Genomic DNA, 14,173 nt, shown 5'->3' on the forward strand with positions numbered 1-14,173 from the left:
TTTGTGGTTGGCAAACCGCACCCCGGTGCGGTTTGCAGCTGGCGTGCTGCGCCGGATTACTTGATCCAGCCCTTTTCCTTGTAGTAACGCGCCGCGCCTTCATGCAGCGGCGCGCTCAGGCCGTCCTTGACCATGTTCTGCGGGTTCAGGTTGGCCAGGGCCGGGTGCAGCTTCTTGAACTCGTCGAAGTTTTCGAACAGGGCCTTGGTGACCTGGTACACCGTCTCGGGTGAGGTTTTGGCCGACGTCACGACGGTGGCCAGCACGCCGTAGGTGGCGGTAGGCTGCGGGTTGTTCGGGTACAGGCCGCCGGGAATCGTGACCTTGGCGTAATAGGGCTTGTCGGCCACCAGCTTGTCGACCACTGGACCGGTCAGCGACACCAGCCTGGCACCGCAGGTGGTGGTCGGATCCTGGATGTTGGCTGAAGGATGGCCCACACCGTAGAAGAAGCCGTCGATCTTGCCGTCGCACAGGGCCGGGCCGTGTTCGTCGGCCTTGAGTTCGGAGGCCAGCGAGAAGTCACCGAGTTTCCAGCCCATCGCGGCCAGCAGTTCCTCCATGGACGACCGGGTGCCGGAGCCGGGGTTGCCGACGTTGAAACGTTTGCCCTTGAAGTCCTCGAACTTGGTGATGTTGGCTTCCTTGCGGGCCGCGACGGTGAAGGGCTCGGGGTGTACTGCGAACACGGCGCGCAGGTCGCTGTAGGCGCCATCCTTGTACTGGCCCAGACCCTTGACGGCGTTGTACTGCACATCCGACTGCGTGAAACCGAAGTCGAGTTCGCCGGCCTTGATGGTGTTGACGTTGAACACCGAACCACCGGTGGACTCGACCGAGCACCGGATGCCGTGTTTGGCGCGGTCCTTGTTGACCAGGCGGCAGATGGCGCCACCAGCGGCGTAATACACACCGGTCACACCACCGGTGCCTATGGTCACGAATTTCTGCTGCGCAACGGCCGGCGCAGACATCAGGGCGGCGGCCATGGCCACGGCGGCACTCGCGGTGCCCAGCGCACTCAACGCAAACTTCTTCATGCTCATATCAGTTTCTCCAGGTTGTAAAACTTGTTGTTCAAGCCGCGGCGATCGCGGCATCCATGGCCGAACCAAGACGCTCCACCACCATGCTCAGTTCGGCTTCACTGCTGATGAACGGTGGCGCCAGCAGGACATGGTCACCATAACGGCCATCGACGGTGCCGCCCATCGGGTAAACCATCAAGCCGCGCGCCATCGCCTCCTTCTTGACGCGTGCATGCACTTTGCGTGCCGGATCGAAGGGTGTCTTCTTCGCGCGGTCCTGCACCAGCTCGATGCCCCAGAACAAACCACGGCCGCGGATGTCCCCGACATGGGGATGTTCGCCCCAGCGGCCCTGCATCAGCGTCTGCAAAAACGCGCCCCGCGCGCGCACCTGAACGATGAGCTGGTCCCGCTCGAACACCTGCTGCACCGCCAGCGCCGCCGCACAGGCCACCGCATGGCCCAGGTAGGTGTGGCCGTGCTGGAAAAAGCCGGTGCCGCCCCGCATTGCATCGACAATTTTTTTCTGCGCGAGCACCGCGCCAATCGGCTGGTAGCCGCCGCCCAGGCCCTTGGCCACGGCCAACAGGTCGGGCACCACACCCTCCTGCTCGCACGCATGCAGGGTGCCGGTACGGCCCATGCCGCACATCACTTCGTCCAGGATCAGCAGCACACCATACCGGTCGCAGACTTCGCGCACCGCCTTGAAATAACCCGGTACCGGCGCCAGCACACCGGCGGTCGCGCCACCCACGGTTTCGGCAATGAAGGCGATCACGCGGTCTGCGCCTTGTTCAAGGATGGCGTCCTCGAGTTCCCGCGCCAGGCGCTGGCCATAGTGCTCCGGCGTTTCGCCGGCCTGCTGCTCGCGGTAGGGATAACAGGGCGACACATGGGTGGCCGGCATCAGCAGGGGCGCGAACGGTTCGCGCCGCCACTGGTTGCCGCCTATGGCCAGCGCGCCCAGGGTGTTGCCGTGGTAACTCTGCCTGCGCGCGATGAAATGCGTGCGCTGCGGCTGGCCGATCTCGACAAAATACTGGCGCGCCATCTTCAGTGTGGCCTCCATCGCCTCCGAGCCGCCGCTGACGAAATACACATGGCTCATGCCTTGCGGCGCCGTCCTGATCAGTTGGGCAGCCAGTGTCTCGGCAACCTCGGTGGTGAAAAAACTGGTGTGGGCATAAGCCAGCTTGTCGATCTGCGCATGCATGGCGGCCAGCACGTCGGGATGGCCGTGGCCCAGGCAGGACACCGCAGCGCCGCCCGAGGCGTCGATATAACTCTTGCCATCGGCATCGGTCAGGTACACCCCCCGGCCGCTGACGGCCACCGGCGGCGTGTGCTGCAACTGGCGGTGAAAGACATGGGTGGAGGCTGCAGGCATGGGCTTATTTCCTTGGTGAAGAAGTCAGTGGCCGGCCAGTGGCGACCTTGTCGGCGCGTTCGTCCCAGTAGGCGCCCTCGCTGTCCAGGCGGTCCTGCCGGGTTTGCAGGTAGACCAGCACCTTGCGGCCGCCGCGTACCGCCACGGCGGCGGCCAGCGCTTCGGTCAAAGCCAGGGCGCCGACCATGGAATGGAAATACGAGGGGCTGTCGGTACGGAACAGCAGCGTGTGGGTGGCCGAACGGGCAATCGGCGAGAGGGCACTGTCCGTCAGGGTCAGCACATCGGCGCCCTGCGCCCGCGCCGTCACCACGGCGTCCACCGTCTGGCGCGTGTACGCGGCGGCAGAAGTCGCCACCAGCAGGTCCCCCGTGCCCATCTCGCCGATCTGGTCGGTCAGCGTGCCGCCCAGGCCCTGCACCAGCACGCCGTTGGACGCCAGCAGGCCATAGGTGTAGTGCAGGTGCAGCGCCAGGCCGTGGCTGGCACGCAGGCCCAGAAAATAGACGCGCCGCGCCTTAAGCATGGCATCGGCCGCGGCCTCCAGCTGCGCGGCCTGATTCAGCCCGCTGACGGACGCGGTGTTCGCATGTTGCGTTTCATTGAGCAGCGCCAGCCAGTCCTTGTCATGCCGCGCGCTGGCCTGCAGCACCTCGGCCCGCCCGGCATAACCGGCCTGCGCTGAAAAAGACTCCTGGCAGAGATGCTTGATCGCCTCGAAGCCCTGGAACCCCAGGGCCTGCGACAGGCGGCTCAAGGTGGCCGGTGCCAGAGCGGCCCGGCGCGCGCATTCACGCATGGAATGCAGCGCCACCTCGCGCGGATGCGCCTCGATCCAGCGCGCCGCACGGAGCAACTCCGGACTCAGACCATCAAGCGGAAGGTTGGCAAACAGTGAGGAGGTCGGCATGAAACATTTGTATCAATATTTCATGAAATATAGCACGAGTGTTTCATTCAACAAAACAGGCGCAGACTGCGCCCGGCGGCCTTCAGCCGCAGCGCACCCGTCGAATCACGCCGGCAGCATCCAGCTCGAGGTTGAGTCGCTGGGCGTTGAATTCCATGGTGGCGGCCTGGTTGGGACGCAGCACCCGCGCCATGTAGGAGCCCGAGCGCTGGCGCGCTTCCTCGACCACACTCGCCCCCGGTGCCTTGCCGATCACGAACCGGGCTCCGTCCGCATTGCAGGCAGTCCCCGGGGGCGGGGGCGGCATGGGGCTGGTGCCCGTGGTAGGTGCGCCAGGCGCGGCACAACCGGCCAGAACAGCCAGACATGCCAGCGTCGCGCTGATCAGGGGGGTCTTTAACACCATGGGGACTCCGGGAGGTAAAGCGCCACCATAACGTCTGCGCCCCGGCGGCGCCCGCTTTTTTACGACTGGTTGCGACACGACGCGCGGCGGCATCTGGAGCAGCACAAAAAAAAGCCACCTTGCGGTGGCTTTTTGTCTGGCGGAAACGGAGGGATTCGAACCCTCGATGAGGCTCTACACCCCATACTCCCTTAGCAGGGGAGCACCTTCGGCCACTCGGTCACGTTTCCTGAATTCTGTCTGAGCCCGGATTATCTCACGACTTGGGCTGCCGTCCAGCGATCAGGCGCTGGCGGCGGGCTGGTCCAGGTCAAAAGCCTTGTGCAAGGCGCGCACGGCCAGCTCCATGTATTTCTCGTCGATCACCACCGAGGTCTTGATTTCGCTGGTGGAGATCATCTGGATGTTGATGCCTTCTTCGCTGAGGCAGCGGAACATCTTGCTGGCGATGCCGACATGGCTGCGCATGCCGATGCCGACGATGCTGACCTTGCAGATCTTGGCGTCGCCGGTGATCTCCTGCGCGCCCAGCTTGGGCAGCACCTCGGCCTTGAGCAGGTCGATGGCGCGCGCGTAGTCGTTGCGGTGCACGGTGAAGCTGAAATCGGTTTTGCCGTCCTTGCTGATGTTCTGGATGATCACATCGACTTCGATGTTGGCGTCGGCCACGGCGCCCAGGATCTGGTAGGCAATGCCCGGGGTGTCTGGCACACCGAGAATGGAGATTTTGGCTTCGTCGCGGTTGAACGCGATGCCCGATACGATGGCTTGTTCCATTTTTTCGTCTTCCTCAAAACTGATCAGGGTGCCGGACTTGGCCTCTTCGTCGATGTCGATGTCCCAGGGCGTGAAGCTCGAGAGCACACGCAGGGGCACCTTGTACTTGCCCGCAAATTCGACCGAGCGGATCTGCAGTACCTTGGAGCCCATCGATGCCATCTCGAGCATCTCCTCGAAACTCACGGTCTGCAGGCGGCGTGCTTCCGGAACGACACGCGGGTCGGTGGTGTACACGCCGTCCACGTCGGTGTAGATCAGGCACTCATGCGCCTTCATGGCGGCCGCCACTGCCACGGCCGAGGTGTCGGAGCCGCCGCGGCCCAGCGTGGTGATGTTGCCCAGGTCGTCCATGCCCTGGAAGCCGGTGATGATGACCACCTTGCCGGCATCCAGGTCGGCGCGCACCCGCTTGTCGTCAATCGACTCGATGCGGGCCTTGGTGTACGCGCTGTTGGTCCGGATGGGCATCTGCCAGCCGGCGTAACTGACGGCGTCCATGCCCTCGGCCTGCAGCGCGATCGCCAGCAGCGCACTGGAAGCCTGCTCGCCGGTGGCGGCGAGGGCGTCGAGTTCGCGGTGGTAGGCGTCGCTGGCCTTGCCAGGCGCCAGTTCCTTGGCCAGGCCCAGCAGGCGGTTGGTTTCGCCGCTCATGGCACTGGGCACCACCACCATCTGGTGGCCGGCGCGAGCCCACTTGGCCACGCGTTTGGCAACATTGCGGATGCGCTCGGTCGAGCCCATCGAGGTGCCGCCGTATTTATGAACGATCAAAGCCATTGCAGGAGGTCAATCAGGAGTTGGGAGTGCGGTTTTTTGCTTTTGTGGCGGAAAGCGCTGCGAAAAGCGCCCTGACCGCGGGCCAGCAAAGCCCTCAATTATACCCAGCAGCGTCAGCGGGCCGGCTCGGCGGCGTAGTGCAAATGCGCGCCGGCCCGCGTCACGTGGCCGTTGGCCACCTTCAGGTGAATCCTGTGGCCGCGTGTGGTGCAGGCCGCCACCTGCGCCAGCAATTGGTCGAGTTGCGCCGCGCTCGGTGTGGCCTGGTGGGCGTCAAGCAGCCAGTGGCGCAGTACGTTGGCCTGGCGCGGGCCGGACAGGAGCTGCAGGGCCCTGATCTCGGGCGGGCTGCCGAGCAGCTGCAGGTCTTCGCGCGCCACCTCGAGCAACACCGCCTGCGCCTGCGCCGCATGCCGGGCACTGCGCGCAAAGGTCTCGCGGAACTGCGGGAAGGCCTGCGCCAGCGCCGGCAGCAGGCGCGCACGGATACGGTTGCGCGTGAAACGCTCGTCGGTGTTGCTCGGGTCCTCGATGAAGGCGGCACCGCGCCGCGCCAGCCAGGCGCGGATTTCGGGCGCCGGCACCTGCAGCAGGGGACGGTGGTAGTCCAGGCCGTCCCGCTGCCAGCGGGCGGGCATGGCGCTCAGGCCGGGCAGCCCGGCACCGCGGCTCAGCGCCAGCAGGATGGTCTCGACCTGGTCGTCGGCATGCTGCGCAAGCGCTATGCTTTTGATAGCTGGCTGCGTCCACTCCTCATGCGCCAGAGCCCGAAATGCTTCATAACGCGCCTTGCGGGCGGCATCTTCCGGACTGTCGCCGGGCGCATGCCGGGCCATCACCCGCACGACCCGCAAGGGCACCTGCAGCTGCGCGCACACGGCTTCGCAGTGGCTCGCAAATCCGTCGGCAGCGGCCTGCAGGCCGTGGTGCACATGCACCGCCCTCACCTGCCCCGGCCACTTGTCGACGCAGGCCAGCAACAAGGCCGTGGAGTCGGCGCCGCCGCTGTAGGCCACGGCCAGAGGCAGTTGCGGCGAAAAGACGCGAATGGCGTCGTCGACGGTGGTCATGTGAAGTCAACCACCCGTCGGATGGAGGCTATTTCGCGTCAGCCTTGGTGTCGGTGTAGCGGCCATAACTTTGCAGGCGCTCGTAGCGGCGGTCCAGCAGTTCCTTGACCTTGAGGTCGCTGACCTGGCGGAAGGCGTCGTTGAGGGCGCGCTTGAGGAAAGCGGCCATCTGCTTGTGGTCGCGGTGCGCGCCGCCCACCGGCTCGTTGACGATCTTGTCGATCACGCCGAGCGCCTTGAGGCGGTGTGCGGTGATGCCCAGGGCCTCGGCGGCTTCCTCGGCTTTTTCCGATGTTTTCCAGAGGATGGAGGCGCAACCTTCCGGGCTGATCACGGAGTAGATGGAGTACTGCAGCATCACGACCTGGTCGGCCACCGAGATGGCCAGCGCGCCGCCGGAGCCGCCTTCGCCGATGATGGTGGTGATGATGGGCACCTCGAGCTGCGCCATCTCGAAGATGTTGCGTCCGATGGCTTCGGACTGGCCGCGCTCCTCGGCATCGATGCCGGGGTAGGCGCCCGGCGTGTCGACAAAGGTGAACACCGGCAGCTTGAACTTCTCGGCGGTTTTCATCAGGCGCAGGGCCTTGCGGTAACCCTCGGGCTTGCTCATGCCGAAGTTACGCAGGCCGCGCTCTTTCGTGTCGCGGCCCTTCTGGTGGCCCAGCACCATGCAGGCCGTGCCGTTGAAACGCGCCAGACCGCCGACGATGCTCAGGTCGTCGGAAAAATGCCGGTCACCGTGCAATTCGACAAAGTCGGTGAACAACTCATTGACATAGTCCAGCGTGTAGGGCCGCTCGGGGTGGCGCGCGATCTTGGTGATCTGCCAGGGCGTCAGGTCGCTGTAGATGTCCTTGGTGAGCTGCTGGCTCTTTTTGGCGAGCTGGTCGATCTCTTCGGAAATATCGACGGCCGACTCGGTCTGCACGTAGCGCAGCTCTTCTATTTTTCCTTCGAGCTCCGCAATCGGCTGCTCGAAATCGAGAAAGGTCTTCTTGGCCATGGTCTGCTCCTCAGGCTTGCTTTGAAATTCAGGTCTTCTCGGCACCCAGGACCGGCAAGGGGTCCAGCGAGCGCCAAATATACCAAGTTGCGACGCTGCAAAACGGCGCCCAGGCGGCGGCGACTTCGCGCGCATCGCTGCGGCTGACCGATTCACCGGAAAAATAGTTCTGGCTGATGCCGTTGATCAGCCCCACATCGTCGAGCGGTAACACGTTGGGGCGTGTCAGGTAAAAGATCAGGAACATCTCGGCCGTCCAGCGGCCAATGCCGCGAATCGCGACCAGCTCGGCAATGATGGCCTCGTCGTCCATCGCCGCCCAGTCCTTGACGTGCACCGTGCCGGCGTCGAAGTGGATCGCCAGGTCCACCAGGTACTCGATCTTGCGCGCGCTCAGGCCGGCCGCGCGCATGTCGTCCACCTTGAGCTTGAGCACGTTGCCGGGCGTCATTTTTTTCGGCAACGCATCGAAACGGTGCCAGACTGTCTGCGCCGCCTTCACGGAAATCTGCTGGCCCACGATGCTGCGTGCCAGCGTGCTGAAGGCGTCCCCGCGCGACTGCAGGCAGGCGTCGCCGAACTGCGGAATCAGGCGTTTCATGACCCGGTCTTTCTTGACCAGGTGTTTGCAGGCCTCGGCCCAGTAGCCCGGCACGATGGTCGCCACCGGCTCGGCGACATCGGCCAGTTCGGTGCTGGCCGGGCCGCTTTTTACTATCTTTTTCATAGCTTCTTGCGCCCATCCGTCATGGGCTGAAGGCCTTTTTTAATTGAAAACCTCATCACGAACCGACCTCCCAGGTCGTTCCGGCCGGTGTATCTTTCAGCACAATGCCGCGTGCCAGCAGGTCCTGGCGGATACGGTCAGCCTCAGCAAAGTTCTTGCCAGCCTTGGCGGCGGCGCGCTGCCCGATCAGGCTCTGGATGGCGGCCTCGTCCAGGCCGGCGCCGGCCTGCAGGAAGGCGGCCGGATCGTTTTGCAGCAGGCCCAAGCACGCGCCCAGGGCCTTGAGCAGCCCCGCCAGTTCGGGCGATCGGGTCTTGTTGACCTCGCCGGCCAGGTCGAACAACACGGCCATCGCCTCGGGCGTGCCGAAATCATCGTCCATGGCCGCCTTGAACCGCGCGGCAAACGGTTGCGACCAGTCGATCACCACCGCAGCCGGCTGGACCAGATGCAGCGCGGTGTACAGGCGCTTGAGCGCATTGCGCGCATCGTCCAGGTGCGCATCGCTGTAGTTGAGCGCGCTGCGGTAGTGCGCACGCACAATGAAAAAGCGCACGGTCTCGGCATCGTATTTGGCCAGCACCTCGCGGATGGTGAAGAAGTTGCCCAGGCTTTTGGACATCTTCTCGTTGTCCACCCGCACAAAACCGTTGTGCACCCAGAAGCGGGCCAGCGGCTTGCCGTTGGCGCCTTCACTCTGGGCGATCTCGTTCTCGTGGTGCGGAAACTGCAAGTCGGCGCCGCCGCCGTGGATGTCGAAGGTCTCGCCCAGGGTCTGACAGCTCATGGCCGAACACTCGATGTGCCAGCCGGGCCGGCCGGCGCCATAGTCGCTGGCCCATTTGGCATCGTCGGGCTCGGTCGGCTTGGCCGACTTCCAGAGCACAAAGTCGAGCGGGTCGTCCTTGCCGTCCAGCACGGCGACGCGTTCGCCGGCGCGCAGTTCGTCCAGGGACTTGCCCGACAGCTTGCCGTAACCCTCAAACTTGCGCACTGCGTAGTTCACATCGCCGTTGCCGGAGCGGTAGGCCAGGCCCTTCTTTTCCAGCGTGTCAATCATCTGCAGCATCTGTGGCACGTATTCGGTGGCGCGCGGCTCCAGCGTGGGCGGCTCGATGCCGAGCGCGCCTATGTCCTGGTTCATGGCCGCAATCATCTCGTCGGTCAGCGCGCGGATGGTGATGCCGCGCTCCACCGCCCGCTTGATGATCTTGTCGTCGATGTCGGTGATGTTGCGCACATAGGTGACCTGGTAGCCACTGACCCTGAGCCAGCGCTGGATCACGTCGAAGGCCATCATCATGCGGGCATGGCCGATGTGGCACAGGTCGTAAATGGTCATGCCGCAGACATACATGCGCACCTGGCCGGGAACCAGGGGCGAAAAATCTTCTACGGCACGCGTCAACGTGTTGTAAATGCGAAGGCTCATGAAAAGTCTGGGTGTTCAGTCTGGCTGGAATCGCCGGAACCGGAAGGGGGCGCTGGAGCGGGGGCGGGTCATCAGGTGCATCAGCAAGGGGGAAAAGCTGCTCCGAAAGGTCTGGCAACGGCATGCCAAGGGTGATTTTTCGCAGGAGCTTAAACTATACCCCTCAGATACAATCATCCAGTATAGCCAGCCAGGAAGAGCCCATGCAGCACGCTGCACAGCCGGCTTCTTCGTTTCCTGTTTGATACCAGCCACTCCATGCGTTCCAGAGGAAATATGTCCAAGTCAGCTTATTTTTCAAACCAGGCGCTGCCGACTGCCCTGCGCTTGCTGGCTCTGGTCGCGGCCCTGTGTGTGCCGCCCGCTCATGCCGACGATTACACCGAGGTGAACGCCCTCGTGCGCGCCGGGCAGCTGGGGGAAGCCATGGCCAGGGCCGACAAATACCTGGCCACCAAGCCGCGCGACCCACAGATGCGTTTCATCAAGGGCGTGATCCAGACCGAAGCCGGCAAACCGGGTGACGCGATCACCACCTTCACCAAGATCACACAGGACTACCCGGAGCTGCCCGAGCCTTACAACAACCTGGCCGTGCTTTACGCCGGCCAGAACCAGTTCGACAAGGCCAGGGCCGCCCTCGAAATGGCCATACGCACCAACCCGAGCTACGCCACCGCGCATGAAAACCTGGGCGACGTGTATGCCAAGCTGGCCAGCCAGGCGTACAGCAAGGCGTTGCAGCTCGACGGCGGCAACAGTGCCGTGCCCCCCAAGCTGGCACTGATCCGCACCCTGTTCACGCCGGAAGCCAAAACCCAGAAGCCGGCCGCAGCGACACCAACCGCGCCCGCCGTGACGGCCCAGACACCTGCCGCCCCGGCCAAACCGGCGCCAGCACCTGCTGCACCGCCAACACCGGCCGCAGCCCCCGCCCCTGCCGCGCCCGCCGCACCGGTATCGGCGCCCGCACCGGCCGCCGCCACACCGGTCAGCGCCGCCGAAAAGGAAGTTGAAACAGCCGTCAGGGCCTGGGCCAGCGCCTGGGCCGGCAAGGACATGACCGCTTACCTGGCCGCCTACGCCAAGGACTTTGACACACCGGGCAACCAGTCGCGCAAGGCCTGGGAAGAAGAGCGGCGCAACCGCATCGTCGGCAAGTCAAAGATCAGCGTGAAGATCAACAACCTGGCGGTCGACGTCAAGGGCAGCAAGGCCACCGCCAAATTCAGGCAGGAGTACAGCGCCGATGCGCTCAACATCTCCAGCCGCAAGACGCTGGACATGACCAAGGCCGGCGAACGCTGGCTCATCGTCAGGGAATCCACCGGCGGCTGATGGCAGGGACCTGCGTGCGCACCCCTGGCACTTGCCTGACATTTTTCACGGCACCTGACCCCTCACCCATGCAACGGGCATCCGCCACGCTCCTCGTCACGGCACTGGCGGTGATGTGCGGCTCCGCCCTGGCCCAGAGCGTGGACAAGAGCAAGCCCCCCCCCTCCACCACCACTTCCCCCGGCAGCGCAGCAGCCGACAAACGCCGTGCAGCGCCCTCCCGCGCAGCCGTGCGGCCGGCGGTCAAGGACGGCGAAGCCGAAGCCCGCCTGATCGAGATCTACAAACTCGCCGGCCAGGCCAGGGGACGCGAGGCACTGGTCAAGGCCGAGCGCCTGGTCCATGACCACCCCAACTTCCAGCTCGCCCAGCTCGTTTATGGCGACCTGCTGGCCGCCCGGTCCCGTCCGCTGCGCGCGCTGGGCGATGTGTCTGAGGGAACGGCCAAGGCCGGTGCCAGCACGCTGGCCGAGTTGCGCCAGGAATCCCTGATGCGACTCAAGGCGCTGCGCGAGCGGCCGGCGCCGGGCACCATTCCCTCGCAGTTCCTGGCACTGTCGCCGCGCAACAAACATGCGATCGCGGTCGACGCCTCGCGGGCCCGGCTCTACCTGTTTGAAAACAACGACACCGGTCTCAAGCTGGTGGGCGACTACTACATCTCGGTGGGGAAATCCGGCATCGAAAAATCTGTCGAGGGTGACTCGCGCACCCCGCTGGGGATTTATTTCGTCACCAGCAACCTGGACCCGAAGTCGCTGAAAGACTTTTACGGCTCGGGCGCCCTGCCGATCAACTACCCCAACGCGCTGGACCTCAAGCGCGGCAAGACCGGCAGCGGCATCTGGCTGCACGGCACGCCGCCGACCCAGTTTTCGCGCGCGCCCCTGGCCAGCGACGGCTGCGTGGTGCTGGCCAATCCGGACCTGGAGCGCATCATCCGTACCGTGGAAGTGCGCACCACGCCGGTGGTGATTGCACAAAGCCTCACATGGGTTGCGCCGCACAGCATCAAGGCCGACAGCAAGTCGTTTGAAGAGGCACTGAACAGCTGGCACCAGGCCAAATCAGTCGGTGATCTCGCCACCCTGACCAGCCTGTACAGCAGCGACTTCAGCAGCTACGGCAAGACACGCGATGACTGGACGGCCCAGTTGCGTTCCGAGGCCGACAAACGGCGCGGCCGCACCGTGCAACTCAAGGACGTGTCCTACCTGCGCTGGACCGACAGCACCGATACCATGGTGGTAACCTTTGGCGAGGTGCTCAGCGGCTCACGCACCGGTCCGGTCCGGCGCCAGTACTGGATGCGCCAGGGCAAGGACTGGAAAATATTCTTTGAAGGAGTGATTGGATGACTTTCAGCAACAAGGCCATCGGCCGGCGTGCCTGCCTGGCGATCGCAACGCTGGCCCTGCTGGCCGGTCAGGCCTGGGCGCAGGGCGCGGCCAGCGCGCCCAGGGTCAGGTTTGCGACCAGCGCCGGCGATTTCGTCGTCGAGGTCTATCCCGACAAGGCGCCAAAAACGGTCGCCAATTTTCTTCAGTACGTCAGGGACAAGCACTACGACGGCACGGTGTTTCACCGCGTGATCGACAACTTCATGGTCCAGGGCGGCGGCTTCGATGCCAGCTACGCGCAAAAACCCACACGGCCGCCGGTGGTGCATGAAGGGCGTGAAGCGCTGGCCAAAGGCGGCGACAAAAACGTCGTCGGCACGCTGGCCATGGCGCGCACCAACGATCCGAACTCCGCCTCGTCGCAGTTTTTCATCAACGTCAGGGACAACGACTTCCTGAACCCGAGCGCCCAGTCTCCGGGCTACACCGTGTTCGGCAAGGTGGTCAGCGGCATGGACGTGGTCGGCAAGATCAAGGCCACGCCCACCGGCCCGGGCGGCCCCTTCCCGAGCGACGTCCCCAGAACACCCATCCTCATCAACTCTGCAACCCTGGTCAAATAAATCCCCATGAGCAACCCACAAGTCGAACTCCACATTGCCGGCCACGGCGTCATCACCCTTGAACTCGACCAGGACAAGGCACCGAAATCGGTTGCCAACTTCCTCAGCTACGTCAACAAGGGCCACTACAACAACACGGTGTTCCACCGCGTGATCCCGGGCTTCATGGTCCAGGGCGGCGGTTTTGAAGTCGGCATGAAACAAAAGCCCACCGACGGCGAGATCGAAAACGAAGCCAACAACGGCCTGAAAAACGACCACTACACCGTGGCCATGGCGCGCACCAATGCACCGCACTCGGCCAGCTCGCAGTTTTTCATCAACGTGTCCGACAACGCTTTCCTGAACCACACCGCGCCCAACGCTTCGGGCTGGGGTTATGCGGTGTTCGGCAAGGTGGTGGGCGGCACCGACGTGGTCGACAAGATCGCCGCCGTCAAGACCGGCCGCAAGGGCTTTCACGACGACGTGCCACAAACCGACGTGGTGATTGAAAAAGCCGTCCTGCTGGCCTGATCTCCGTCTGGACTGGGCCCGTTCAAGTTCAGCCCGTGAAAATCCCGTCGACCGTTCCCCGGGTTGCGGAGCTCCATGCGCCGCCTTCCTGGGGCACGGTCGATTTCATTTCCGACCTGCACCTGCAGGCGGCCGATGCCGCCACGTTTGCCGCCTGGCGCGACTACATGGAAAGCACCACCGCCGACGCGGTGTTCATTCTGGGCGACCTGTTTGAAGTCTGGGTCGGTGACGACGCCGTCGATGTGACGGCAGGCGCTCAAGACAACTTCGAAGACCGCTGCGCCCGCCTGCTCGGCCAGACGGCCGGCCGGCTGGCGCTGTTCTTCATGCACGGCAACCGCGACTTCCTGGTCGGCCCGCACCTCATGGCGTTGTGCAACACCACCCTGCTGGCCGACCCGACCGTGCTGGGCTTCAATAACCAGCGCTGGCTGCTCTCGCACGGCGACGCCCTGTGCCTGGGCGATGTGGACTACCTGCAATTTCGCCGCGAGGTGCGCAGCCCCGCCTGGCAACGCAGCTTTCTGGCCCGGCCGCTGGCCGAGCGGCAGGCCATTGCCCGCGGCCTGCGCGAGCAAAGCGAGGCGCGCAAGCAGTCCGGCGCCCCTTATGCCGACGTGGACAGCCGCGCGGCCCGCGAGCAACTCAAAGCCGCCAACGCCCAGATCCTGATCCACGGCCACACCCACCGGCCGGCGGTGCACGACCTCGGTCACGGCTACTCACGCGTGGTGCTCAGCGACTGGGACGCCGCAGCAGCCCTGCCGCGCGCGGAAGTGCTGCGCCTGACGGCCAATGGCCTGCGCCGCATCCCGTTGTTGTAGGCG

General features: G+C 64.5%; 14 protein-coding genes and 1 tRNA gene. 5 read left to right on the plus strand and 10 right to left on the minus strand.

The window, feature by feature from the left end:
- Positions 1–56: 56 nt before the first annotated feature.
- The 10 genes from B7X65_RS18145 to cysS form a co-directional block, all read right to left on the minus strand.
- The gene (locus B7X65_RS18145) at positions 57–1,046 is read right to left on the minus strand and encodes a TAXI family TRAP transporter solute-binding subunit (protein WP_293595703.1); all 990 of its coding nucleotides are present in this window, start codon (positions 1,044–1,046) and stop codon (positions 57–59) included.
- 31 nt (positions 1,047–1,077) lie between these two features.
- On the minus strand, positions 1,078–2,418 hold the full coding sequence (locus B7X65_RS18150; protein WP_293595704.1) for an aspartate aminotransferase family protein: 1,341 nt from the start codon (positions 2,416–2,418) through the stop codon (positions 1,078–1,080).
- Positions 2,419–2,422: 4 nt separating this feature from the next.
- Entirely contained in the window at positions 2,423–3,328 is a 906-nt protein-coding gene (locus tag B7X65_RS18155) for a MurR/RpiR family transcriptional regulator (RefSeq protein ID WP_293595705.1), read from the minus strand.
- An 82-nt stretch (positions 3,329–3,410) separates the two neighbouring features.
- Positions 3,411–3,734, minus strand: coding sequence for an I78 family peptidase inhibitor (locus B7X65_RS18160; protein ID WP_293595706.1), 324 nt, complete (start codon positions 3,732–3,734; stop codon positions 3,411–3,413).
- A 137-nt stretch (positions 3,735–3,871) separates the two neighbouring features.
- Positions 3,872–3,964 (minus strand) — tRNA-Ser (locus B7X65_RS18165).
- Positions 3,965–4,016: 52 nt separating this feature from the next.
- Entirely contained in the window at positions 4,017–5,291 is a 1,275-nt protein-coding gene (locus B7X65_RS18170; RefSeq protein ID WP_293595707.1) for an aspartate kinase, read from the minus strand.
- Positions 5,292–5,404: 113 nt separating this feature from the next.
- A complete protein-coding gene (tilS, locus tag B7X65_RS18175) occupies positions 5,405–6,361 on the minus strand; it encodes a tRNA lysidine(34) synthetase TilS (protein ID WP_293595708.1) in 957 nt (318 codons plus the stop codon).
- Positions 6,362–6,389: 28 nt separating this feature from the next.
- Complete coding sequence (locus tag B7X65_RS18180; protein ID WP_096669818.1) at positions 6,390–7,367, minus strand: acetyl-CoA carboxylase carboxyltransferase subunit alpha; 978 nt, start codon at positions 7,365–7,367, stop codon at positions 6,390–6,392.
- A 28-nt stretch (positions 7,368–7,395) separates the two neighbouring features.
- On the minus strand, positions 7,396–8,094 hold the full coding sequence (locus B7X65_RS18185) for a DNA-3-methyladenine glycosylase 2 family protein (protein WP_293595709.1): 699 nt from the start codon (positions 8,092–8,094) through the stop codon (positions 7,396–7,398).
- A gap of 55 nt (positions 8,095–8,149) precedes the next feature.
- Complete coding sequence (gene cysS / locus B7X65_RS18190; protein WP_293595710.1) at positions 8,150–9,526, minus strand: cysteine--tRNA ligase; 1,377 nt, start codon at positions 9,524–9,526, stop codon at positions 8,150–8,152.
- Positions 9,527–9,802: 276 nt separating this feature from the next.
- On the opposite strand from cysS, the gene B7X65_RS18195 reads away from it, so the two are divergent.
- The 5 genes from B7X65_RS18195 to B7X65_RS18215 all read left to right on the plus strand — a co-directional run bounded on the left by B7X65_RS18195 (position 9,803) and on the right by B7X65_RS18215 (position 14,170).
- Positions 9,803–10,864: a tetratricopeptide repeat protein gene (locus tag B7X65_RS18195; RefSeq protein ID WP_293595711.1), complete on the plus strand. Its 1,062-nt coding sequence runs from the start codon at positions 9,803–9,805 to the stop codon at positions 10,862–10,864.
- Positions 10,865–10,932: 68 nt separating this feature from the next.
- The gene (locus tag B7X65_RS18200; RefSeq protein WP_293595712.1) at positions 10,933–12,222 is read left to right on the plus strand and encodes a L,D-transpeptidase; all 1,290 of its coding nucleotides are present in this window, start codon (positions 10,933–10,935) and stop codon (positions 12,220–12,222) included.
- The gene (locus B7X65_RS18205; RefSeq protein WP_293595713.1) at positions 12,219–12,827 is read left to right on the plus strand and encodes a peptidylprolyl isomerase; all 609 of its coding nucleotides are present in this window, start codon (positions 12,219–12,221) and stop codon (positions 12,825–12,827) included. Before B7X65_RS18200 ends, B7X65_RS18205 begins: the two co-directional genes overlap by 4 nt.
- A 6-nt stretch (positions 12,828–12,833) precedes the next feature.
- Entirely contained in the window at positions 12,834–13,343 is a 510-nt protein-coding gene (locus B7X65_RS18210; RefSeq protein ID WP_293595714.1) for a peptidylprolyl isomerase, read from the plus strand.
- A gap of 35 nt (positions 13,344–13,378) precedes the next feature.
- A complete protein-coding gene (locus B7X65_RS18215) occupies positions 13,379–14,170 on the plus strand; it encodes a UDP-2,3-diacylglucosamine diphosphatase (protein WP_293595715.1) in 792 nt (263 codons plus the stop codon).
- Positions 14,171–14,173 lie beyond the last annotated feature (3 nt).

The sequence above is a fragment of the Polaromonas sp. 39-63-25 genome, assembly GCF_002278925.1.
Lineage (GTDB): Bacteria > Pseudomonadota > Gammaproteobacteria > Burkholderiales > Burkholderiaceae_C > Polaromonas.